Origin of the sequence: Streptomyces sp. Y2F8-2, assembly GCF_014905555.1 — a bacterium.
GTDB classification, from domain to species: domain Bacteria; phylum Actinomycetota; class Actinomycetes; order Streptomycetales; family Streptomycetaceae; genus Streptomyces; species Streptomyces cynarae.
Window position 1 is genome coordinate 255,263 of the sequence record NZ_BNGS01000011.1, and the last position, 22,757, is coordinate 278,019.

Annotated in this window: 17 protein-coding genes; 12 read left to right on the forward strand and 5 right to left on the reverse strand. The window is 71.4% G+C overall.

The genetic code is table 11. The features are described from left to right. The first annotated feature begins 13 nt into the window (after positions 1–13). Complete coding sequence (locus tag SY2F82_RS31980) at positions 14–940, forward strand: DUF4190 domain-containing protein (RefSeq protein WP_200422647.1); 927 nt, start codon at positions 14–16, stop codon at positions 938–940. Here the strand turns inward: SY2F82_RS31980 and SY2F82_RS31985 are convergent. Next, positions 914–1,543: an NADAR family protein gene (locus SY2F82_RS31985; protein WP_200422648.1), complete on the reverse strand. Its 630-nt coding sequence runs from the start codon at positions 1,541–1,543 to the stop codon at positions 914–916. The two genes, SY2F82_RS31980 and SY2F82_RS31985, sit on opposite strands and share 27 nt — an antisense overlap. A gap of 181 nt (positions 1,544–1,724) precedes the next feature. Here SY2F82_RS31985 and SY2F82_RS31990 point away from each other — a divergent pair, with 181 nt between their 5' ends. From SY2F82_RS31990 to SY2F82_RS32015, 6 genes are all read left to right on the forward strand, one after another. After that, the gene (locus SY2F82_RS31990; RefSeq protein WP_374707222.1) at positions 1,725–3,278 is read left to right on the forward strand and encodes a gamma-aminobutyraldehyde dehydrogenase; all 1,554 of its coding nucleotides are present in this window, start codon (positions 1,725–1,727) and stop codon (positions 3,276–3,278) included. A 71-nt stretch (positions 3,279–3,349) separates the two neighbouring features. Then, on the forward strand, positions 3,350–4,597 hold the full coding sequence (locus SY2F82_RS31995; protein WP_200422649.1) for a spermidine/putrescine ABC transporter substrate-binding protein: 1,248 nt from the start codon (positions 3,350–3,352) through the stop codon (positions 4,595–4,597). 5 nt (positions 4,598–4,602) lie between these two features. Continuing rightward, on the forward strand, positions 4,603–5,787 hold the full coding sequence (locus tag SY2F82_RS32000) for an ABC transporter ATP-binding protein (RefSeq protein WP_200422650.1): 1,185 nt from the start codon (positions 4,603–4,605) through the stop codon (positions 5,785–5,787). Then, complete coding sequence (locus SY2F82_RS32005) at positions 5,787–6,719, forward strand: ABC transporter permease (protein ID WP_200422651.1); 933 nt, start codon at positions 5,787–5,789, stop codon at positions 6,717–6,719. Before SY2F82_RS32000 ends, SY2F82_RS32005 begins: the two co-directional genes overlap by 1 nt. A gap of 3 nt (positions 6,720–6,722) precedes the next feature. After that, complete coding sequence (locus SY2F82_RS32010) at positions 6,723–7,523, forward strand: ABC transporter permease (RefSeq protein ID WP_200422652.1); 801 nt, start codon at positions 6,723–6,725, stop codon at positions 7,521–7,523. A gap of 36 nt (positions 7,524–7,559) precedes the next feature. After that, a complete protein-coding gene (locus SY2F82_RS32015; protein ID WP_200422653.1) occupies positions 7,560–8,978 on the forward strand; it encodes an FAD-binding oxidoreductase in 1,419 nt (472 codons plus the stop codon). A gap of 17 nt (positions 8,979–8,995) precedes the next feature. Here SY2F82_RS32015 and SY2F82_RS32020 read toward each other — a convergent pair whose 3' ends face one another. After that, on the reverse strand, positions 8,996–9,646 hold the full coding sequence (locus SY2F82_RS32020; protein ID WP_200422654.1) for a phosphatase PAP2 family protein: 651 nt from the start codon (positions 9,644–9,646) through the stop codon (positions 8,996–8,998). Positions 9,647–9,737: 91 nt separating this feature from the next. Here SY2F82_RS32020 and SY2F82_RS32025 point away from each other — a divergent pair, with 91 nt between their 5' ends. Continuing rightward, positions 9,738–10,166, forward strand: a complete 429-nt coding sequence (locus tag SY2F82_RS32025) for a DUF5959 family protein (RefSeq protein ID WP_200422655.1) — start codon at positions 9,738–9,740, stop codon at positions 10,164–10,166. A gap of 324 nt (positions 10,167–10,490) precedes the next feature. Here the strand turns inward: SY2F82_RS32025 and gabT are convergent, their stop codons facing one another. Further along, positions 10,491–11,825 (reverse strand): 4-aminobutyrate--2-oxoglutarate transaminase, encoded by a 1,335-nt coding sequence (gene gabT, locus SY2F82_RS32030; protein WP_200422656.1) that lies wholly within the window; start codon positions 11,823–11,825, stop codon positions 10,491–10,493. Between the two features lie 290 nt (positions 11,826–12,115). Here gabT and SY2F82_RS32035 point away from each other — a divergent pair, with 290 nt between their 5' ends. The 3 genes from SY2F82_RS32035 (at position 12,116) to SY2F82_RS32045 (ending at position 17,678) form a co-directional block, all read left to right on the forward strand. Then, the gene (locus SY2F82_RS32035) at positions 12,116–14,233 is read left to right on the forward strand and encodes an ATP-binding protein (RefSeq protein WP_200422657.1); all 2,118 of its coding nucleotides are present in this window, start codon (positions 12,116–12,118) and stop codon (positions 14,231–14,233) included. A 135-nt stretch (positions 14,234–14,368) separates the two neighbouring features. After that, positions 14,369–16,051, forward strand: coding sequence for a PucR family transcriptional regulator (locus SY2F82_RS32040; protein ID WP_200422658.1), 1,683 nt, complete (start codon positions 14,369–14,371; stop codon positions 16,049–16,051). Positions 16,052–16,232: 181 nt separating this feature from the next. Continuing rightward, a complete protein-coding gene (locus SY2F82_RS32045; protein ID WP_200422659.1) occupies positions 16,233–17,678 on the forward strand; it encodes an aldehyde dehydrogenase family protein in 1,446 nt (481 codons plus the stop codon). A gap of 216 nt (positions 17,679–17,894) precedes the next feature. Here SY2F82_RS32045 and SY2F82_RS32050 read toward each other — a convergent pair whose 3' ends face one another. After that, positions 17,895–18,239: a hypothetical protein gene (locus tag SY2F82_RS32050; RefSeq protein ID WP_200422660.1), complete on the reverse strand. Its 345-nt coding sequence runs from the start codon at positions 18,237–18,239 to the stop codon at positions 17,895–17,897. Positions 18,240–18,877: 638 nt separating this feature from the next. Here SY2F82_RS32050 and SY2F82_RS32055 point away from each other — a divergent pair. Then, a complete protein-coding gene (locus SY2F82_RS32055) occupies positions 18,878–19,681 on the forward strand; it encodes a tetratricopeptide repeat protein (protein ID WP_200422661.1) in 804 nt (267 codons plus the stop codon). A 136-nt stretch (positions 19,682–19,817) separates the two neighbouring features. Here the strand turns inward: SY2F82_RS32055 and SY2F82_RS32060 are convergent, their stop codons facing one another. Next, positions 19,818–22,649, reverse strand: a complete 2,832-nt coding sequence (locus SY2F82_RS32060) for a glycoside hydrolase family 3 C-terminal domain-containing protein (protein ID WP_200422662.1) — start codon at positions 22,647–22,649, stop codon at positions 19,818–19,820. Between the last annotated feature and the right edge of the window lie 108 nt (positions 22,650–22,757).

Consider the following 22,757-nt stretch of genomic DNA (forward strand, 5'->3'; position numbering starts at 1 on the left):
GGGGGACCCACGCATGTCCGACGACGCCCAGCGCCCGGGAACACCTCAGGACACGGCTCCGGACGGGTGGGCCTCCGCGGGCCACGGGACGGACGGAACGGACAGGGTGGCGGGCGGACAGGCGCCGGGCGCCCCGGACGGTGCGGGCGGCTGGATACCGGGTGCGTCCGCCACCCCCGCCGATCAGCCCTCCGGCGTACGGCTCGACAAGTCCGCCCCCGACCCGTGGGCGCCCCCCGTCGACCCCCAGGGCACCGTGGCCTCCGGCGGCGGTGCCCCCTCCGGGCACGCCCGGCCCACGGCCGTCCCGCCGCCGGGCCCCGCCCTGCCGGGCACCCCGCCCCAGGGACCCTGGGCCGGCCCGTACGCCGCTCCGGGACCCGGCAGGGCCGTTCCGTACGCCGCTCAGTACGCCGCTCCGGGCCCCGGCATCGCAGCCCCCGGCAACCCCTTCGCTCCTTCGCCCGCCGCCCAGGACGGCCCCGTACCGCCGCCCCCCATCGGGCCCGAGGGGCCGGGGCAGGTGCCGTACGGCTTTCCCCAGTACACCGGACATCCGGGGTACGGCGCGCCCTACGGCTCCCAGGGCGCCGGCTACGGCTGGCCCGGTATGCCCCTCCCGCCGAGCAACGGCATGGGGATCGCCTCGCTGGTGCTCGGCGTCATCTCCCTCGTCCTGTTCTGCCTCTGGCCGGTGGCCCTGATCGTCGGTGTGCTCGCCGTGATCTTCGGCATCATCGGCCGCCGCAGGGCGGGCCGAGGGGAGGCGACGAACGGAGGCATGGCCCTGGCCGGCCTCATCTGCGGAGCGGTCGGCTTCGTCCTGAGCGCCGTCCTGCTCATCGTCCTCCTCGCCGTCCCGGACGACAGCGGCGACGACCCGTGGACGGGCACCGACGACGGCTACTCGACCTCACTGGTGACGGGCGCCGCCGGCTGAGTCATCGGACACCCCCTGACCCGCGGCCAGCCGCTCCCGCGCCTCCATCAGCGCGAACCCCAGAAGGTTCGGCCCCCGCCACCGCTCCGGATCCGCCGCCCGTTCGTCGTCCGCGGCGAGCCCGATGCCCCACACCCGGTCCAGCGGGCTCGCCTCGACGAGCACACGCTCCCCGGTGCCCAGCAGAAAGTCCCGCAGCTCCTCATGCGCGGCGAACTTGTGCACGCTGCCCTCGACCACGATGCCGAACCGCTCGCGCTCCCATACGGCCTCGTCGAAGCCGCGCACCAGCCGTCCCGCCTTCTTCGCGAGGGCGGGCTCCGGCGACTGAAGCACCTTCCGCTCCGCCTCCGCGTCGTCGAAGAGCCGCGCCTTCGACGCCATCATCCAGTGCTCCGCCGTCGCGTACTCCACGCCGTCCACGGTGAACGGCGACGGCCACCACTGGCTGAGGCAGCTCGCCCCGATCTGCCCGTCCCCGCGCGGCCGGTGCCCCCAGAAGTGGAGGTACTTGATCCTCGCCCCCGCGCGGACCTCCCCGATCAGGGCGTCCCAAGAACCGATCTTCTCCATGCCGCCGAGTCTGGCAGGCACCACTGACATTCCGTCCCCCCTTTATAGGCCGCACTCGACACCTGGTCGACAGATTCCGTCGCGTAACCAAAAGGCAACAACGGAATCACTTGTTGGCCTCCCCTCCCTCTGTCAGGATCGGCACTCACATCGAGCCGAAGCTACGCCGGCCTCTGCAGCGCACGCGGGGCCGGCGGCGGAGGAGAGCGACATGCAGAACCCCGGCAACGCCGGCGACGCCGACACCCGCCCGACGATGCGGGACGAGGTACAGGAACGTTTCGCGGACGGTGCGCAGTACATCGCGGGCCGGCCGGCCACGGGCACCTCGGGCCGTACGCACTCGGTGATCGACCCGTCCACCGGCACCGAGGTGTACACCTACGAACTGGCCGGCACCGACGACGTCGACCGTGCCGTGGCCGCAGCCCGCGCAGCCTTCCCCGAGTGGTCCGCGGCGACCCCGGGCGAACGCTCCGACGCGCTGCACCGTTTCGCCGCCGTCCTCGCCGACCGCGCCGAGGACGTCGCCCGCGTCGAATCGCTCCAGTGCGGGAAACCGCTGAAGCTCACGCGGGAGTTCGACGTACCCGGCACGATCGACAACACCGCCTTCTTCGCCGGTGCCGCCCGCCACCTCCAGGGGCAGTCCGCCGGTGAGTACTCCGGCGACCACACCTCCTACGTCCGTCGCGAACCCATCGGCGTCATCGGCTCCATCGCGCCCTGGAACTACCCCCTCCAGATGGCCGCCTGGAAGATCCTCCCGGCGATCGCCGCGGGCAACACGATCGTCCTGAAACCGGCCGAGCCGACCCCGCTGACCTCCCTGCTCTTCGCGCGGGCCGCCACGTACGCCGGCATCCCGGACGGTGTCATCAACATCGTGACCGGCTCCGGCAAGGAGGCCGGCGAGCATCTCGTCGGTCACCCCGACGTGGCCATGACCTCCTTCACCGGTTCGACCACGGTCGGCAGGCGCGTCGCCGAGATAGCCACCGCGACCGTCAAGCGCCTCCACCTGGAACTCGGCGGCAAGGCCGCCTTCGTCGTCTTCGACGACGCGGACCTGGAGGCCGCCGTGCACGGCGCGGTCGCGGGCGCCCTCATCAACACCGGCCAGGACTGCACGGCCGCCACGCGCGCGTACGTGCAACGGCCCCTCTATGAGGAGTTCGTCGCGCGGACGGCCGCCCTCATGGAGACCGTCCGGCTCGGCGACCCGTTCGCTCCCGGCACCGATCTGGGCCCGCTGATCTCGCACGTCCAGCGGGACCGTGTGGCCGGCTTCGTCGACCGGGCGCGTGCCTACGCGCGCGTGGTGACCGGCGGGGAGGCCCCCGGGGGCGACCTCAAGGACGGCGCGTACTATCGGCCCACCCTGATCGCCGACGCACCCCAGGACAGCGAGATCGTCCAGTCCGAGATCTTCGGGCCCGTGCTGGTCGTCCTGCCCTTCGACAGCGACGACGAGGGCATCCGGCTCGCCAACGACACCCCTTACGGCCTCGCCGCCTCCGCCTGGACGCGGGACGTCTACCGGGCGAACCGCGCGACCCGCGAGATCAGGTCGGGCTGCGTCTGGGTCAACGACCACATCCCGATCATCAGCGAGATGCCCCACGGCGGCTACCGCGCCTCGGGCTTCGGCAAGGACATGTCCGCGTACTCGTTCGAGGAATACACCCAGATCAAGCACGTCATGTTCGACAACACGGCGGTGGCCCGCAAGGACTGGCACCGCACGATCTTCGGGGACCGCTAGCAGACGGGCCGCCCGACCCGCGGCCGCACACCCTCCCCAAAGGCCACCACCTCCGAAAGGGCACCACGCGCATGGAGCAGTACGAGCCCGACCGCCTGACCCCGGCCCAAGTGGCCGCCATGCGGCGCAGTTTCCGCAGCGGCAGGGCCGCCCTGACCCGCCGTTCGCTGCTGCGCGCCTCCGCGGGCGGTGTGCTCGCTGTGGGCGGCCTGGGGGCGCTGAGCGCCTGCGGCATCCCGCCGGCCGGCAAGACACAGGGCGGCACGTCCACGCAGGACTTCTCGGCGAAGGAGAAGGTCGTCAACTTCTCCAACTGGCCCGAGTACATCGACGTGGACGACAGCGGCAAGCACCACCCGACGCTCGACACGTTCGCCCGGCGGACCGGGATCAAGGTCAAATACACCGAGGACATCAACGACAACAACGAGTTCTTCGGCAAGATCAAGCCGCAGCTCGCCGCGGGCCAGGACACCGGCCGCGACCTCATCGTCCTCACCGACTGGCTGGCCGCCCGGCTGATCCGCCTGGGCTGGGTGCAGAAGCTGGACCCGTCCAACCTGCCGCACGCCTTCGCCAACCTGTCGGCCCAGTTCCGCAGCCCCGACTGGGACCCCGGCCGCGCCTACTCCTACCCCTGGCAGGGCATCGACACGGTCATCGCCTTCAACAAGAAGGCCCTGGACGGCATCGAGGTCAGGTCGGTGTCCGACCTGCTCGACAATCCCAAGCTCAAGGGCCGAGTCGGCTTCCTGTCGGAGATGCGCGACAGCGTCGGCATGACGATGCTCGACATGGGCAAGGACCCCGCGAAGTTCACCGACGACGACTTCGACGCGGTGCTGGCCCGCCTGCAGAAGGCCGTCGACAAGGGCCAGATCCGCCGCTTCACCGGCAACGACTACACGTCCGACCTCACCAAGGGCGACCTGGCCGCCTGCGTCGCCTGGGGCGGCGACGTCGTCCAGCTCAAGGCGGACAGCCCGGACGTCGACTACGTCATCCCGGACAGCGGCTACATGACGTCGACCGACAACCTGCTGATCCCCAACAAGGCGCGCCACAAGAGCAACGCCGAGAGGCTCATCGACTTCTACTACGAGCCCGAGCAGGCCGCCGCGCTCGCCGCCTACATCAACTACGTGTCCCCCGTCGACGGCGTGAAGGACTACCTCGCGAAGATCGACGAGTCGGCGGCGAACAACCCGCTGATCATTCCCGACAAGGCCATGGCCGCCAAGTCCCACGCCTTCCGCTCGCTGACGCAGAAGGAAGAGACGGCCTACGAAGAGAAGTTCGCGAAGCTCACAGGGGCGTGACGACGATGACCACCACGACAGACACCGGCGCCGACGTCCGCCTGACGGGCATCAGCAAGACCTACGGCTCCTTCACCGCCGTGCACCCGCTCGACCTGACCGTGCCGCAGGGCTCCTTCTTCGCCCTGCTCGGCGCCTCCGGCTGCGGCAAGACCACGACCCTGCGCATGATCGCCGGCCTGGAGGAGCCCACGAGCGGCACCGTCCACCTCGGCGACCAGGACGTCACGCACCTGCCGCCGTACAAACGCCCCGTGAACACGGTCTTCCAGTCCTATGCCCTCTTCCCGCACCTCGACATTTTCGAGAACGTCGCCTTCGGCCTGCGCCGGCGCGGCATCAAGTCGGTGAAGAAGCAGGTCGAGGACATGCTGGAGCTGGTGCAGCTCGGCGAACAGGCGCGCAAGAAGCCGCACCAGCTCTCCGGCGGGCAGCAGCAGCGCGTCGCCGTGGCCCGTGCGCTGATCAATCACCCCAAGGTGCTCCTCCTGGACGAGCCGCTCGGCGCCCTCGACCTCAAGCTGCGCCGCCAGATGCAATTGGAGCTCAAGCGGATCCAGACCGAGGTCGGCATCACCTTCATCCATGTCACGCACGACCAGGAGGAGGCCATGACGATGGCCGACACGGTCGCCGTGATGAACGCGGGCCGGGTCGAGCAACTCGGCTCGCCCACCGACCTGTACGAGAACCCGCGGACGACGTTCGTCGCCAACTTCCTCGGCACCTCCAACCTGATCGAGGCGGAGGTCGACGCCAAGAACGGCGGGGAGATCGTTCTGAAGGCGGGCGGCGGCAGGCTCACCCTCCCCGAGGCGCGCTGTTCCGCGCCCACCGGAAACGGCGGGAAGGTGCTCGTCGGCGTCCGCCCGGAGAAGATCTCCCTCACCCACGCCGACGACGCGGGCGAGGTCCCCGAGGGCCGCAACCGCATCACCGGCAGGATCGCCGACGCGAGTTTCATCGGCGTCTCCACCCAGTACGTCGTCGACAGCCCGGTCTGCCCCGAGTTCGCGGTCTATGCCCAGAACATCGACCGCGACCCCCGTCTGGTGCCCGGTGCGGAGGTCGTCCTGCACTGGAACCCGGCCCACACCTTCGGCCTCGACGCGGCTCAGTCCCTGCTTGCCGGGACGACGGGCGACGCCGGCGTCGAGACCGTGGAGCCGGAAGAGGAGGTGGCCGCCTGATGGCCGCCGTCACCGAGGCGCCCCCGCCCCTCGCGCCCACCGCTCCCCAGAAGCAGAAGCCCCCGCGCAGACGGGGCCGCCTCACGCCGTACTGGCTGCTGCTGCCCGGCATCCTGTGGCTGCTGGTCTTCTTCGCGCTGCCGATGGTCTACCAGGCGTCCACGTCGGTGCAGACGGGCTCCCTGGAGCAGGGCTACAAGGTCACCTGGCACTTCGCCACCTACTGGGACGCGCTGTCCGCGTACTGGCCGCAGTTCGTGCGGTCCGTCCTCTACGCGGCAGCCGCGACGCTGCTGTGTCTGCTCCTCGGCTACCCGCTCGCGTACCTCATCGCCTTCCGCGCGGGCCGCTGGCGGAACCTGATCATGATCCTGGTGATCGCGCCGTTCTTCACCAGCTTCCTGATCCGTACGCTCGCCTGGAAGACGATCCTCGCGGACGGCGGCCCGGTCGTCGGCGCCCTGAACACCCTGCACGTCCTGGACGCCACCAACTGGCTCGGCTGGACCTCCGGCGACCGCGTGCTGGCCACCCCGCTCGCGGTGGTGTGCGGACTGACGTACAACTTCCTGCCGTTCATGATCCTGCCGCTGTACACCTCGCTGGAGCGCATCGACCCGCGCCTGCACGAGGCGGCCGGCGACCTGTACGCCCGGCCCTTCACCACCTTCCGGAAGGTCACCTTCCCGCTGTCGATGCCGGGCGTGGTCTCCGGCACCCTGCTGACCTTCATCCCGGCGGCCGGCGACTACGTGAACGCCGATCTGCTCGGCTCCACGGACACCCGTATGGTCGGCAACGTCATCCAGACACAGTTCCTGACCGTCCTCGACTATCCGAAGGCCGCAGCCCTCTCCTTCATCCTGATGGCCGCGATCCTCGTCATGGTCACGGTCTACATCCGCAGGTCCGGCACGGAGGATCTGGTTTAAGAGATGACCTTCTTCAACTGGCTCAAGCGCCATCTCGTCGTCGTCGCCGGACTGCTGACGCTCGGATATCTCCTGCTTCCGAACGTCGTCGTCACGGTGTTCTCCTTCAACAAGCCGACGGGCCGCTTCAATTACGAGTGGCAGCAGTTCTCCATGGACGCCTGGAAGGATCCGTGCGGCGTCGCCGGAATGTGCGGCTCGCTGGCGGTCAGCCTCCAGATCGCCGTGTGGGCGACGCTCGGCGCCACGGTCCTCGGCACGATGATCGCCTTCGCGCTGGTCCGCTACCGCTTCCGCGCGCGCGGCGCCGTGAACTCGCTGATCTTCCTGCCGATGGCGATGCCCGAGGTCGTCATGGCGGCCTCGCTGCTCACCCTGTTCCTCAACATGGGCGCATCGCTCGGCTTCTGGACCATCCTGATCGCGCACATCATGTTCTGCCTCAGCTTCGTCGTCACCGCGGTCAAGGCCCGCGTGATGTCGATGGACCCGAGGCTGGAACAGGCGGCGCAGGACCTGTACGCGGGCCCGGCGCAGACGTTCCTGAGGGTCACGCTCCCCATCGCCGCCCCCGGAATCGCCGCGGGCGCGCTGCTGGCCTTCGCACTGTCCTTCGACGATTTCATCATCACCAATTTCAACGCGGGCTCCACCGTCACCTTCCCCATGTTCGTGTGGGGCTCGGCGCAGCGCGGAACGCCCGTCCAGATCAATGTCATCGGCACGACGATGTTCATCGTCGCCGTCCTGTTCGTGCTGGCGTCCATGACCGTCGGCAACCGCAGAAGGCGTCAGAAGGCGTAGTCCTCCGTTCCTTGGATTCCGTAGGGAGTTGACATCATGGCCCCGAGCGCCATGACCCGTTGGACGAGATCCCTCTCCGAAGCCCGGCCGGTCCCGTACTGGCTGGACGACCCCGCAAGGCCCGGCCCCGAGCCCGCGCTCACCGGCGCCGAGACCTGCGACCTGCTGGTCGTGGGCGGCGGCTACAGCGGACTGTGGACCGCGCTGATCGCCAAGGAGCGCGACCCCGGGCGGGACGTGGTGCTGGTGGAGGGCCGTGAGGTGGGCTGGGCCGCCTCCGGCCGCAACGGAGGCTTCTGCGCCGCCTCCCTCACCCACGGCCTGGCCAACGGCCTCGCCCGCTGGCCGGACGAGATCCACAAGCTGCAGGAACTGGGCGCCCGCAACCTCGACGAGATCGAGAAGGCGGTCGCCCGCCACTCGCTGGACTGCGACTTCGAGCGCACCGGCGAGATCGACGTGGCGACCGAGACGTACCAGGCGTGGGAACTGAAGGACTGGCACGAGGAGATGGAACGCCGGGGCCTGGCCGACGGCGTCGAGTACCTGGACGCGGACGCGGTACGGGAACAGGTCGACTCGCCGACCTTCCTGGCGGGCCTGTACGACCGCCGGGGCGTGGCCCTGGTGCACCCGGCGAAGCTCGCCTGGGGCCTCAAGCGGGCCTGCCTGCGGCTCGGCGTCCGCATCCACGAGCACACGCCCGCCCTCACCCTGAAGCCGTACGGCGCCGGCATGGCCGTCCGCACCCCGTACGGCGAGGTGCGCGCGCGGCGCGTCGCGCTCGGCACGAACGTCTTCCCGAACCTGGTGCGACGCGTCCGCTCGTACACGATTCCGGTCTACGACTACGCGCTCATGACCGAGCCGCTCACCGCCGACCAGCTGGCCTCGGTCGGCTGGAAGAACCGCCAGGGCCTCGGGGACTCGGCGAACCAGTTCCACTACTTCCGGCTCTCGGCCGACAACCGCATACTGTGGGGCGGCTACGACGCGATCTACCCGTACGGCGGCCGGGTGCGCGCCGAGTACGACGACCGTCCGGAGACGTACGCCAAGCTCGCCGGGCACTTCTTCACCTGCTTCCCGCAACTGGAGGGCGTCCGCTTCACCCATGCGTGGGGCGGGGCCATCGACACCTGCTCGCGCTTCTCGGCGTTCTTCGGCACGGCCCACCAGGGGCGAGTGGCGTACGCGGCCGGCTACACGGGCCTCGGCGTCGGCGCGACCCGCTTCGGCGCGGAGGTGATGCTCGACCTGCTGGCGGGGGAGCGCACCGAGCGGACGGAACTGCAGATGGTCCGCAGGAAGCCACTGCCGTTCCCGCCCGAGCCGTTCGCCTGGACGGGCATCGCGCTGACGAAGTGGTCGCTGGCGCGGGCGGACGCGCACGCGGGGCGGCGCAATCTGTGGCTGAGGGCCATGGACAGACTGGGCCTGGGCTTCGACAGCTGAGGACCTGCCGCCGACCCCTACGGTCTGTCGTGTCGGGCGAGGAACACCGCGAGCCCGGTCAGCAGCACGGTGCACAGGCACCAACTGGCCACGACGTCCAGGGGCCAGTGATAGCCGTGGCGGACCAGGCCGAAGGCCACACCGAGGTTGAGGGCGAGGCAGGCGAGGAGCACGCCGCGGCGGGCGTACGCAGTGCGCAGCCAGGGCCACAGGACGAGGGCCGCAGAACCGTAGGCGACGGCGGCGGTGGCCGTGTGGCCGGAGGGAAAGAAGCCGATGGCCGGGCTCATCAGGGGTGGGCCCGGCCGGGCGACGATGTCCTTGAGCGGGATGACGACCACCGGGACGACGGCCATCAGGACGGCCGCGGCGACGGACGGCAGCCACCACCGCCGCGTACCGGCGCGCCGGGCACGTAAGGCGACGCAGGCGAGTACCACGGCGAGGACCGGGACGGCGACGGAGACGTTCCCCAGGGCGGCGAGAGCCCCGGAGACCCGGTCGGGTCGGACCAGGTCCCCGCTCAGCCGCCGGTCCGCCCGCGCGAGCGGCCCATGAGCGACGACCTGCCAGGTGACGAGGAGGAAGAGGAGGACGGCGGTGGCCAGGACGCAGGCCGGCCACCTGCGGTGGGGGGCGGGTTCTCGGGGCGACGACACATCGGACATTTTCCCATCGGGCGGGCCGCCGTGGTCGGGTCCCGCCCGGTGTCGGTGGCGGCGGTTAGTGTGGAGCAGCACTCGAGTGGGGGAGGCTGGAATGGCCGATGCGCCGATCGACCTGATGCGCCTGGAAGGCGAGGGCAACAGCGTCGTGCTCAGGATCACGGGTATGGAGCCGCAGAGGGATCCGGACGCGACGCCTGCACTGACCGGGGAGTTCCTGGTGGACACACCGTTCGTGCGGGGCAGTGTCGCTGCCTGGCTCCTGCCCGAGGACCTGCGGCAGTGGCAGCAGGCCCTGGACGCGCTGGACGCCGGCCGGGACATCGCCTGGCGTGAGGGCACACGGGGCCCCCGGCTGTTCGTCGAACGCGACGGGGACGGCGAGCGGTGCCGCGTCACCGTCGAGGACGCCTCGACGTCCTTGACCACGGTGACCGTGACGGTCCCCCTGAAGGACGAGTGGTTCGACGACGCGTACCACCGCCTGGACCTGATCTGGGATGCCTGGCCCCTGAACGGGTGAGGCAGAACGCGGAACGGCCGCCCCGGAACAGGGGGGGTGGTTCCGGGGCGGCCGTAGTGACCGGGTTGCCGCCCGCCCCGGGGGGTTTGGGGCGTGCGGCCGTCCGATCATGAGGAGATCCGGAGCCGAAGGCTCCTTGTGTGCGCGAGGGCACGACCAGGTCGAAGCTGGGGAGGCCCCGGCCCAGTGCCGCCCACAGTCCCCTGTGGGCGGGTGTATCTCTCATCTGGGTAGAACCTACGGCAGGGAAAACCGCTCCGACAGTCCGAATCGGGTCCCGCCATCCACCTCGCACACCTTCTTCACACCCCCTGACGTTGGTGGTCAGATGCGTGCGAACGCCTGCTCGATGATGTCCAGTCCCTCGTTGAGCAGGTCCTGACCGATCACCAGCGGCGGCAGGAAGCGCAGCACGTTGCCGTAGGTGCCACAGGTCAGGACCAGCAGGCCCTCCTGGTGGCAGGCCTTGGCGAGCGCCGAGGTCGCCTCCGGGTTCGGCTCCTTCGTCGTACGGTCCTTCACCAGCTCGATCGCGATCATCGCGCCGCGGCCGCGGACGTCGCCGATCACGTCGAACTTCTCGGCCATCGCCGTCAGGCGGGCCTTCATGGTCTCCTCGATCTCCTTCGCCCGGGCGTTGAGGTCGAGCTCCTTCATCGTCTCGATCGCGCCGAGCGCGCCCGCGCAGGCGACCGGGTTGCCGCCGTAGGTGCCGCCCAGGCCGCCCGCGTGCGCGGCGTCCATGATCTCGGCGCGGCCGGTGACAGCGGCGAGCGGGAGGCCGCCCGCGATGCCCTTGGCGGTGGTGATCAGGTCCGGGACGATGCCCTCGTCCTCGCACGCGAACCACTGGCCGGTGCGGCAGAAGCCCGACTGGATCTCGTCGGCGACGAAGACGATGCCGTTGTCCGTGGCGAACTTCCGCAGCGCGGGCAGGAAGCCCTTCGCCGGCTCGATGAAGCCGCCCTCGCCGAGCACCGGCTCGATGATGATCGCGGCCACGTTGTCCGCGCCGACCTGCTTGGTGATCTGGTCGATGGCCTGCGCGGCGGCCTCGGGGCCGCAGTTCTCCGGGCCGGTCGGCCAGCGGTAGGCGTACGCCATCGGCATCCGGTAGACCTCGGGCGCGAACGGGCCGAAGCCGTGCTTGTACGGCATGTTCTTCGCCGTGAGCGCCATCGTGAGGTTCGTGCGGCCGTGGTAGCCGTGGTCGAAGACGACGACCGCCTGGCGCTTGGTGTACGCGCGGGCGATCTTGACCGCGTTCTCGACGGCCTCGGCGCCCGAGTTGAACAGTGCCGACTTCTTGGCGTGGTCACCCGGCGTGAGCTCGGCCAGCGCCTCGGCGACGGCCACGTAGCCCTCGTACGGCGTGACCATGAAACAGGTGTGCGTGAAGTCCTGCAGCTGGGCGGAGGCCCGGCGTACGACGGCCTCCGCGGAGGCGCCCACGGACGTCACGGCGATGCCGGAGCCGAAGTCGATCAGCCGGTTGCCGTCGACGTCCTCGATGATCCCGCCGCCCGCGCGCGTGGTGAAGACCGGCAGCACGGAGCCCACGCCCTGCGCGACCGCGGCGGTGCGACGGGCCTGCAGCTCGAGCGACTTCGGGCCGGGGATGGCGGTGACGACGCGACGCTCCTGCGGAAGTGCGGTCATGGGGGCTCCCTGATGATCTTGCGTTCGGCATGTCGACGGTCGTGTCGACGAAGGTGTTTTTCGGACGCTTGCCTTCTTTTCTCGCAGGCTAAGACGGGCCGCGGAGGGTGGGCATGCTCCATGTGGGCGCCTTGCGCGCGCCCGCTTGTCCGCCGTGGACATAGCGGTGGACGCCACGGAAGGGGACGCGTCATCGGACACCCGGTCGCGTATGCGGTGAACTCCCCTTGCGGGGACGTTAGATTGACTCGCTGATGGTGGACGGAGCGGCTGGTCAGGGGGCGAAGGCGATGGACAGCGACGGAACGCAGGACGCACGCAGCACACGGGCCGATCCCGTGCCGCGTCCGGCGGGGCCGCCCCCGGTGCCGCCCCGCCCGGCGCACGCCCCCGGGCTGCCGCCGCGGCCGGACGGCTCGGCGTTCCTGGCCTGGCTGCGGGCGCCACGCCCGCCCGCGCTGCCCGGCGTGTGGCGCTTCGGGCACCGGCCACGGCCCGAGCAGGAACCGGAGCGGATCCCGACACGGCAGCTGCTCAGCGGAGCGCTGATCGCCTTCCTGGTCGGCTGGCTGATCTGGTCGCTGCTGTGGAACGGCTACCTCGGCGGCTGGTGGGTGGTACCGCTGGACCTCTTCACCCCCGACTCCTGGCGGCACAGCAACGACCGCGTCGGCAACGCCGTCCTCTGGTACGGCTACTACACGGTGATCGCCCTCGCCATCATGCTCACGGTCGGCAAGCTCGGCCGCTGGGGCGAGGTCTGGCGCCGCTTCGGACCGCCCGCCTGGCGCCCCGCCACCCCCGAGGCCGAGAAGCCCCCGGCACCCGAGGACGACCCCGCCCGTTTCAACCAGCTCCGCGCCGCCGGGGCGCACGAGGCCGCCGACCGGCTCGCCGCCGAAGCGCACTCCGGGCTGATGCGCGACGTCGACCACGCCCGCATCACCCGCGCCTGGCAGGGCGTGCTCAGCGGGCGGCACGACCTGGCCACGTTCACAGGAGCGGTGCTCAAGGACGGCGCCGCCGCCTGCCCGCACCCCTCCGGGGAGCGGGACCTGCCCGCCCGGCTCGCCCGCCACGACCTGTTCACCGGCCAGGTCCGGCTCGGCACCACCGTCGACGACCCCCGCAACCCCTACGCCTACCGCGGCAGCGGGCTCGCCCTCGGCCCCGACCTGCTCGCCACCTCCCTGGTCGCCGTGGGGCCAGCCGGGTCCGGCAAGACCAGCTCGCTGGTGTGGCCGCTCGCCGAGTCGCTGTGCCTGCACGCGCTCACCGGGCGGGCCGCCGTCGTCGTGGTCGGGGCGGCCGGCGCCGGGCTCGGACCGGCGGACGCCTACGACGTCGTCGTACGCGTCGGACACCCCGAATCCGTGTACGACCTGGACCTGTACGGCGGGACCACCGACCCGGACGAGGCGGCGTCCGTGCTCGCCGAGGCGCTCGTCGGCGACCTCGCCGACCCGCACCCCGGCGGGGACAGCCGCCGCTCCACCACCGTCCTCGCCCAGCTCCTCGGGCCCTACCGGGCCGTCCACGGCCGCTTCCCGTCCGTACCGGAGCTGCGCCAGCTCCTCGACGGCGCCCCCGGGCCCCTCGCCGCCCTGCGCAAGGCCCTGAAGGACACCGGGCAGGACGCCCTGCTGCGCGAACTGGACGCCCGGGAGCGCCAGTCCCGGAACCCCGGCGACGTCGGCGGCGTCCTCGCCGACCGGGTCGCGCTGCTCGACCGGCCGGCCTTCGCACAGTTCTTCGACACCTCCGGGCAGACCCGGCCGTTCTCCCTGCGCGCCCTCGACCACCCGGTGCGGGTCCGCATCGACCTGCCCGAGCGCGGCCACGCCGACGCCTCGCGGATCCTCGCGCGACTGGTGCTCGCCCAGTTCACGGCCAGTGTCGCCGCCCGCGAGGACCGGTCGCTGTTCGCCTGCCTGCTCCTCGACGACGCGAGCGGGGTCGTCACCCCCGATGCCGTCCGCGGCATCCAGCGGCTCAGGTCCGCGAACGCCGGTGTCGTCCTCACCCTGCGCACCCTGGACGACGTGCCCCGACCGCTGCGCGGGCCCCTGCTCGGCGCCACCGGGTGCCGGATGGCGCTGTCCGGCCTCACCCCCTGGGACGGCCAGGACTTCGCCGAGGTGTGGGGCAAGGAGTGGACCGAGACCCGGGACGTCACCGATCGGCAGATCATCGCGGAGACCCCGGCGGGCAAGGCCCTGCACATGCTGCGCCGGGTGATCACCGGCCACGCGCCGACCGCGCGCGCGGTGACCGTCCGCCAGGTCGAGCGCGAGCGGTGGTCCGCGTCCGAACTGGCGCACGCGGTGCCGCCGGGGCACGCGGTGCTCTCCCTGACGAACGTGAAGGGCGAGCACGCCCCGCCGCTGCTGGTGGATCTACGGAACTGAGGGGGATCAGGGCACGCGCCGACCTTACGGTGAGGCAGAATCGGCATAGGTCGTTCATACGCGGCGGCCAAAGGATCACAACGATCACATGATGATCGCACCGATCGCCGAGACGACACAGGATCCGAAGGCCCGATGCCCCTCACCCTCGCCTCGCTCGTCCACCACTCCGCGCTCAAGCTGACCGTGCGCGCGGGCGAGGACCGCCTGGACGTCCCCGTCCGCTGGGCACACGTCAGCGAACTCGCCGACCCCGTGCCCTACATGGAGGGCGGCGAACTGCTCCTGATCACCGCGCTGAAGCTGGACGCGGAGGACCCCGAGGCCATGCGCCGCTATGTGAAGCGGCTGGTGGGCGCGGGCGTGGTCGGCCTCGGCTTCGCCGTCGGCGTCAACTACGACGAGGTACCCGAGGCCCTCGTGGACGCGGCCCGCGAGGAGGGGCTCCCGCTGCTCGAGGTGCCGCGCCGCACCCCGTTCCTCGCCATCAGCAAGGCCGTCTCCGCCGCGCTCGCCGCCGACCAGTACCGGGCCGTGACCGCGGGGTTCGCCGCGCAGCGCGAGCTGACCAGGCAGGCCCTCAGCGACGGCCCGGAGGGACTGCTTGCCGCGCTCGCCGCCCAGGTCGACGGCTGGGCCGCGCTGTACGACGCCTCCGGCGCAGTCGTCGCCGCCGCGCCCGAGTGGGCGGGACGGCGCGCGGCACGGCTCACCGCCGACGTGGAGCGCCTGCGGGAGCGGTCCGCGCCGGCCACGTCCGTGGTCGGCGGGGCGAGCGGAGAGGCGAACGGAGAGGACCGGGTCGAACTGCACTCCCTCGGCACCGGCCGGCGCCCGCGCGCCGCGCTCGCCGTGGGCACGGCCGCCCCGCTGGGCACCGCCGAGCGGTACGCCGTGCACTCCGCCATCGCCCTGCTCACCCTCACCACCGAACGCTCCCGGTCCCTGCACGCCGCCGAGCAGCGGATCGGCGGGGCCGTGCTGCGCATGCTGCTGGCCGGGCAGCCGGACCACGCCCGCGCCGTGGCCGGGGACCTGTACGGCGACCTCCTGGACGCGCCCTTCCGGGTGATCGTGGCCGAGTCGGCGTCCGCGTCGGCCGCCCGGGCGCACGCGGACGGGCACGCGCGCGTGGTGACCGCGCAGCCGACCGCCGCCGTGCTCGCGGCGGCCGACACGGACGGCGACCCCCTGGAAGGGCTCGCGGAGACCGTGGAGTCCGCCGCCGCCCGCACCGGCGAGGCCGTGCTCGTCGTGCCCGAGGGGGAGGCCCGCCTCGTGATCCTCGCCGCCGACGGGGGCGCCGCCGTCGCCGCCTGCCGGCAGTACGCGCCGGCGGTCCAGGCGGCCCGGGCCGCCGCCCGCGAGCAGTCGGCCACCGACGAGGGCGAACTCGTGGTCGGGATGTCGGCGCCCGCCGGGCCGATCGCCGCGGCTGCCGCCTACAAACAGGCCGAACAGGCGCTCTCGGTGGCCCGGCGGCGCGGCCGGGCGCTGGTCGAGCACGATGAACTGGCGACCGGATCGGTGCTGCCGCTGCTCCAGGACGACGCCGTACGCGCCTTCGCCGACGGACTGCTGCGCGCCCTGCGCGAACACGACGCGACGGGCCGCGGCGACCTGGTCGCCTCGCTGCGGGCCTGGCTGTCCCGCCACGGCCAGTGGGACGCGGCGGCGGCCGACCTCGGCGTCCACCGCCACACGCTCCGCTACCGGATGCGCCGGGTCGAGGAGATCCTGGGCCGCTCCCTGGACGACCCGGACGTCCGGATGGAACTGTGGCTCGCGCTCAAGGCCACGGCAGCGGCGGGGGAGTGACGCCACCGCCGTACGGCAGCACCGCCGTACGGCCCTGCGCGGAGCCCCGCTGTACATTGCGTAGAAGCCCGCCCGGGCAGTGCTACTCCCCGGACAAACGACCCCCGGACATCCCGGCCCTACCGTGGACCACGCACCCCCCAAGCACCAGCCAACCTCGGAAGGGCCGGGACTGAACGCTATGACTTCCACCCACGCCTTCTGGCTCGCCGGCCGCCAGGCCACCGGTGAGACCACCTTCGACGTCACCTCGCCGTGGGACGGCCGGCTCGTCGGCAAGGTCAGTGTCCCGACCGAGGCGCAGGTCGAGGACGCCGTGGCCGCCGCGTACGCCGTGCGCGACGAGTTCGCCGCCACCCCGGCCCACGTCCGTGCCGCCGCCCTCGACCACGTCTCGAAGCGGCTCGCGGAGCGCACCGAGGAGATCGCGCAGCTGATCTCCGCCGAGAACGGCAAGCCCATCAAGTGGGCGCGCGGCGAGGTCGGCCGTGCCGTCTCCGTGTTCCGCTTCGCCGCCGAGGAGGCCCGCCGCTTCAACGGCGGCGAGGCCCAGCGCCTCGACACGGACGCCGGCGGCCAGGGCCGTCTGGCGCTGACCCGCCGCTTCCCCAAGGGCGTCGTCCTCGGCATCGCGCCCTTCAACTTCCCGCTGAACCTGTGCGCCCACAAGGTCGCCCCGGCGATCGCCGCCGGCGCCCCCATCATCCTCAAGCCCGCCCCGGCCACCCCGCTGTCCGGCCTGGTCATCGGCGAGCTGCTCGCCGAGACCGAGCTGCCCGCCGGCTCCTGGTCGATCCTGCCGGTCCCCAACGACCGCATGCCCGCCCTCGTCCAGGACGAGCGCCTGCCGGTCATCTCCTTCACCGGCTCCGAGAAGGTCGGCTACGCGATCATGGACTCGGTGCCGCGCAAGCACTGCACGCTGGAACTGGGCGGCAACGGCGCGGCCGTCGTGCTCGCCGACTACGCGAGCGACGAGGACCTGGACCGGGCCGCGAACCGCATCGCCACCTTCTCCAACTACCAGGGCGGCCAGTCCTGCATCTCCGTGCAGCGCGTGATCGCCGACGCCTCGGTGTACGACCGGCTGCTGCCGCGCATCGTCGCCGCCGTCGAGGCCCAGGCCACCGGCGACCCCTCCGACGGCGCGACCGATGTCGGCCCGCTGATCAGCGAGGACGCCGCCAAGCGCGTGGAGTCCTGGGTCGACGAGGCGGTGAACGCTGGAGCCACGCTGCTCACCGGTGGCAAGCGGGACGGCGCCTCCTACGCGCCGACCGTCCTCACCGACGTCCCCGCCGATGTGACCATCTCCTGCGAGGAGGTCTTCGGGCCCGTCCTCACGGTGCAGAAGGTGGACGGCGAGGCCGCGGCGTTCGACGCGGTCAACGACTCCAAGTACGGCCTCCAGGCGGGCGTCTTCACCCACGACCTCCAGGTCGCCTTCCGCGCCCACCGCGCCCTCGAGGTCGGCGGCGTGGTCATCGGTGACGTGCCGTCCTACCGCGCCGACCAGATGCCCTACGGCGGTGCCAAGCTGTCCGGTGTCGGGCGCGAGGGCGTGAAGTTCGCGATGGAGGACTACACCTACGAGCGGGTGCTGGTCCTGACGGGCCTCGCCCTCTGACCCCACCTGCTTGATCGACGGCCGGAGCCCGCTGTGCGGGGGCTCCGGCCGTCGGCGTACACCACTGTCCTGACCTGCTGCAACGGTTGAATTTCGGCTGGTTCTCGCGAGGTTGTGGGAACAGGGCGGGAACACCGCCCTGCGGCTGTGTTCGTCGCTCCGGGATCAACGGCTCCGCGATCTCCCACAAGCCGTCCGGCTTCCGTCGCCGACCTGTCAGGGGTAGTACGACAGGATGATGAGGGGAGACCATCGAGTGCAGAGGGTCCCGCTGCATGCCCGCACCTGCAACGTGTAGCTGGTGGTGTTGTCTGCGTGTGACGCAACCATCGTCTTGTGACGCGCCCCGGCCCCTTGGGTGTTGTACGTGTCCAAGGTCTGCTGAGGCGAGAGGCTCCAGCGGACTTGGTACCAGGCGGGGGCCTTGTAGCCGCCGTAGTAGAGAGTGACCGTGTTCTTGCAGCGGTCGTAACGAGCGCCGGCCCATGGGGTCCCGGAGTACTGCCACTTCAGCGGACCGCTCCCGACGGGGGTGCCTTCGCCGAAGCTTTGGCCGTCCACATAGCACGTCGTGTACGGGGCCTTGTCGCCGCTTGGACCCCCGGCGGTCGCCGCTTCCGCACCAGCACCGGGGGCGGCGGTGAGGCCCGCCAGGAGAAGCCCGCTGGCTGCCGCGACCGTTGCGGTACTGCGGAGTCTGGTAGTCGGAAGAAGTTGCATCCTGTACCGTCCTCCCCCACCTGAGCGGTTCGTCCGGTGCGTCGCCCTATCAACGAAATTGTCGCGCTGGTGTGGCTCTGACGCGACTCGTGCACTGCTGAAGCAGCGGTTGACGAGGCGACTGCCAGGCAGTGAAGACCGTTTTGACGATCTCAGGATCGAGGCCCGTCGTGGCAGGCACCCAGAGGGGCGAGACGATCCCAGCACAAAGCGCGCGCTATTGGCGAGACAACGCCCCGGGGGCCATGCCGCGACGTCCAACGCCCTCTTGACCCCGACGATGTGGCCGCGAGCCCAGTTCGCCTTGGCCTTCCGGAACTTACGTGATCAAGCGGGCTTCGACGAGTTGACCATCGATGCTGTGGTCGGGACCGTCCCGGCCTTGTTCCGGGAAACGGCCCTGCTGGGTGACGGTCGAGCGAAGGCGATTCGATTATGGCTCCGAGCATGACCACCGGATGATGGCATAACGTTTCCGCATGCAGCTGGAGGAAGGTCGAAGGGCAGCCGAAGCCGGGGACTGGGTGGCCGCAGGGCACGCCTTCGTCCGGGCCGCAATGGAGGGCAGCGCGGAGGGTGCAGAGCTGGCGACCCGGGTGACCGTCGAGCTGGTGCCGCTGGCGGATGGCGGGTCGGCGGAGGCCGCCGCGCTGCTCGCCGGGATTTACCTGGAGTACTTCGACGAGTCGGCCCTACCCATGGCCGTGCGTTACGCCCGCGCGGCGGCCGAGGCCGGGCTTCCGGCCGGACAGCGCACCTACGGGCACATGTTGGTGACGGGGCTCGGCGTCGAAGAGGACCGCGCGCATGCCGCAGAGCTGTTCCGGGCGGCCGCCGAGGGCGGGGACGCCTACGGCATGTTCAACCTCGCCCAGTTGGTTGACGACCCCAACGAGTCCCTGCAGTTGCTGGAGACTGCCGCACGCGCGGGGATCGTCGCGGCCGGTGCCGTCCTCGCCGACCGGCTGTCGGCAATGGACCGGGACGAGGAGGCGCTGCGCTGGTACGTCTGGGCGGCGGAGCGCGGGCACACGGGAGCGATGAACGCTGCCGCCTGCTGGTACCGCGATGGCTTCGGAACCACGCCGGACCTGGTGCAGGCAGTGCGCTGGTTCTTCGTCATGCTCGCGCACGGCGACGGAAACGGCATCCACGAGGCGATCCAGCTGGCGAAGGCCGGGGCCCTGGACGAGGAGCAGATCCGCGACGCCGGGCGGCTAGCAGGCGATCCTGGGGCGGCCGAGGTCCTGATCGGCACAGTTCTAGGCGGCCGCCGAACCTGAGGAAGTGCCCAGCCAGACCTCGATCACCGGACACCACCTGAGCCGCACACCCCCCGCTGCCTCCCACTGGCGCGTCCACGTGGCTGCAGGACGGAGGTCCAGGACCGGCCGAACTGCGTCGGCCTGGTCCGGACCCTCAACCGGAGAAGCCGACGCGCGCGAGCCGCAACGGGCCGCGCAGCCTGAGGCGGACGTCGTGCACACCTGAGGCGGTGAAGGCGGCGTCCACGGTGGTGTAGTCGTACGGTCCCGTGGGCGCGGTGAGCGTGAGCTCGGCCGACGGATCGCCACCGTCCAACAGGACCTCGAGGGTCCCCTCGCCCGCGAGCTGCGCCGTCACGCCCGTGACGCCGTCCCCGAAGTCGCAGCGACGGAAGAGCAGTTCGCCCGTCCTGCCCTCCACCGGTGCCACGGAGTCCCCCGACTCCTTCGTGCGGTCGACGATCAGCGTGCCCCGCTGCTCGTCGAAGTCGGCGGCCTCCAGCCCGCGTTCGCGCACCGGACGCGGTCCGGCCGGCTCACCGGGCGGCTCGATCGTCGTCCGCAGCCGGATGTCCTCGCTCGACGCGCCCACCAGGATCTCGTACGGGCCCGGTTCGAGCCGCCACCGCCCGTGCGCCACGTCCCAGAACTCCAAGGCGCTGAGCGGCACCTCGAAGGCCAGCTCCGCCGAGGCCCCGGGCGCCAGGTGCACGCGCCGGTGGGCGACCAGCTCGCGGCGCGGACGCGGGACCGACGGATCGACGGCCCGGGTGTACACCTGGGCGACCTCGTCGGCGGCCCGTGTGCTCGTGTTGGTCACCGTGAAGGAGACCGCCACTCGCCCGTCCTCCACCCGGGCGGCGAGGTCGCCGTAGGCGAAGGACGCGTACGACAGCCCGTGCCCGAACGGGAACAGCGGCGTTCCCTCGAAGTACAGGTACGTCTGACGGCTGCCGATCACGTCGTAGTCGAGCAGATCGGGCAGGTCCGCGTCGTCTGCGTACCAGGTCTGGGGCAGACGGCCCGCGGGGGAGACGTCGCCGGACAGAACCCGGGCCAGCGCGGTGCCCGCGGCCTGGCCGCCGTGTGCCGTCCACAGCACGGCCGGGAGTTCGGCGGGGTCGACCGCGTACGGGTACGCGGACACCAGGACCAGCGCCGTGCGCGGGTTCGCCGCGCGGGCCGCGCGCAGCAGCCGCTCCTGGTGATCGGGCAGGCGCAGCGTCGTACGGTCCTCGGTCTCGCGGCCGTTCAGGTGCGGGTCGTTGCCCGCGAACACGAGCACCACGTCGGCACCCGCGGCCGCCCGGGTGACCGCCTCCTCGCCGCGCTCGACGACCTCCAGTTCGAAGACTTCCCTCTGGTCCTCGGCAACCTTCACGCCGTCGGCGGCGACCGACACGTACCCGCCCGTCCCGAGGTGCTTCAGGAGGTGACCGCTGCCATGGGGTTCCAGGCGGAACGTCTCCTGGACGACCCAGCCGCCGGGCTGGTCCGCGGACGCGCGGACGTACCCGTCGTCGGCGACCGAGAGGTACCGCCCGTCGGGGGCGCGGAAGGTCAGCAGGCCCTCGCCCCAGTCGATCAGCGCGAGTTCGCTGCCGTGCTCGTCGGCGGTGAGCGGCGGCAGGTCCGTGCGGCCCTGCAGCAGCGCCGGGTCCAGGGCGCCCTCCGCGCCGCGCACCTCGTCGTCGGCGTCGGCCACGGGCACTCGCAGATACGCACCGGCGGAGGTCTTCAGACGTACCCGGTCCACACCCTCCGCGAACTCCACGCGATCGGCGCCGAAACGTTCGTACAGGCCCTCCAGAGGCGTGGACCGGTGGATCAGCGTGCCGCTGTACCAGTCGAGCTTGCACTCGTCGGCGAGCAGCCCGACCGCCGCGACGCGCACACCGTCGGCGAGGGGCAGCAGGCCGTCGTTCTTCACCAGCACGACCGCCTGCTCGGCGGCCTCCTGGGCGAGCGCCCGATGGGCCGGGGTGTCGAAGTCCCGGGTCCCCGCATGCGGGTCCAGGCGCGGGTCGAACTCGCCCAGCCGGAACCGCACCGAGAGCTGCCGGCGCACCGCCTGGTCGATGTCCTCCTCGTTCAGCAGCCCCTTCACCAGTGCGCCCTTGATCCGCGCGACGATCGTCGAGCTGTCCGTGCCGTGGTCGGTGAAGCTGTCGACGCCGGCCCGGACCGCCGCGGCCGTCGCCTCCTCGTGCGTGTCGAAGTAGTGCTCGGAGTCGACCAGGTTGGACGGCGCGCCCGCGTCCGAGCAGACCAGCAACTCCTGGTCACTCCAGCGGCGCAGGTGCTCGCGCAGATACGGCGAGACATGGTTGGGGCGGCCGTTGACCAGGTTGTAGGCGGGCATCACCCCGGCCACCGAGCCCGCCTGAACGGCCTCACGGAAAGCCCGCAGGTCGTACTCGTGCAGCACGCGCGGACGGACCGAGGAGGAGGTGGTGTCGCGGTTCGTCTCGTTGTTGTGGGCGAGCCAGTGCTTGAGGACCGGGGCGGTGCGCCAGTACGTCGGATGGTCGCCGCGCAGACCGCGTGTGTACGCCGTCGCGATCGCCGAGGTCAGCTGCGGGTCCTCCGAGTAGCCCTCCTCGTTGCGGCCCCACAACGGGTGGCGCAGCAGGTTGACCGTGGGCGACCAGACGTTGAGGCCGACGCGCTCGTCGCGGGCGCGCATCGCGCGGACCTCCTTGGAGACCGCTTCGCCGACCCGGCGCACCAGGTTGTCGTTCCAGGTCGCGCCGAGCCCGATCGCCTGCGGGAACACGGTTGCCGGGCCCATCCACGCCACTCCGTGCAGGGCCTCCTGGCCGGTGCGGAACGCGGCGATGCCGAGGCGCTCGACGGCCGGCACGAACTGGTGCAGGAACGCGATCTTCTCATCGAGCGTCAGCCGCGCCACCAGGTCGTCGATGCGCTTAGCGAACGGCAGCTGCGGATCACGGAAAGAGGGCGCGGGTGGCGTCTGTGCGGTCACGTGGTGATCCTTCGGAGGTCGAGCGACGGGCGCTTTCGAAGCGCTTCGATGCTCATTCGCCTTCGGGGCGCGTGTCAAGACACCCAGACACGACAACTCCGTTTCCTC

Coding starts and splice junctions, on each gene's coding strand:
- SY2F82_RS32045 (WP_200422659.1), top strand. CDS start 16,233: ATGACTTCCACCCACGCCTTCTGGCTCGCCGGCCGCCAGGCCACCGGT.
- SY2F82_RS32025 (WP_200422655.1), top strand. CDS start 9,738: ATGGCCGATGCGCCGATCGACCTGATGCGCCTGGAAGGCGAGGGCAAC.
- SY2F82_RS31980 (WP_200422647.1), top strand. CDS start 14: ATGTCCGACGACGCCCAGCGCCCGGGAACACCTCAGGACACGGCTCCG.
- SY2F82_RS32035 (WP_200422657.1), top strand. CDS start 12,116: ATGGACAGCGACGGAACGCAGGACGCACGCAGCACACGGGCCGATCCC.
- SY2F82_RS32020 (WP_200422654.1), bottom strand. CDS start 9,646: ATGTCCGATGTGTCGTCGCCCCGAGAACCCGCCCCCCACCGCAGGTGG.
- SY2F82_RS32015 (WP_200422653.1), top strand. CDS start 7,560: ATGGCCCCGAGCGCCATGACCCGTTGGACGAGATCCCTCTCCGAAGCC.
- SY2F82_RS32010 (WP_200422652.1), top strand. CDS start 6,723: ATGACCTTCTTCAACTGGCTCAAGCGCCATCTCGTCGTCGTCGCCGGA.
- SY2F82_RS31990 (WP_374707222.1), top strand. CDS start 1,725: ATGCAGAACCCCGGCAACGCCGGCGACGCCGACACCCGCCCGACGATG.
- gabT (WP_200422656.1), bottom strand. CDS start 11,825: ATGACCGCACTTCCGCAGGAGCGTCGCGTCGTCACCGCCATCCCCGGC.
- SY2F82_RS31995 (WP_200422649.1), top strand. CDS start 3,350: ATGGAGCAGTACGAGCCCGACCGCCTGACCCCGGCCCAAGTGGCCGCC.
- SY2F82_RS32055 (WP_200422661.1), top strand. CDS start 18,878: ATGCAGCTGGAGGAAGGTCGAAGGGCAGCCGAAGCCGGGGACTGGGTG.
- SY2F82_RS32005 (WP_200422651.1), top strand. CDS start 5,787: ATGGCCGCCGTCACCGAGGCGCCCCCGCCCCTCGCGCCCACCGCTCCC.
- SY2F82_RS32040 (WP_200422658.1), top strand. CDS start 14,369: ATGCCCCTCACCCTCGCCTCGCTCGTCCACCACTCCGCGCTCAAGCTG.
- SY2F82_RS31985 (WP_200422648.1), bottom strand. CDS start 1,543: ATGTCAGTGGTGCCTGCCAGACTCGGCGGCATGGAGAAGATCGGTTCT.
- SY2F82_RS32000 (WP_200422650.1), top strand. CDS start 4,603: ATGACCACCACGACAGACACCGGCGCCGACGTCCGCCTGACGGGCATC.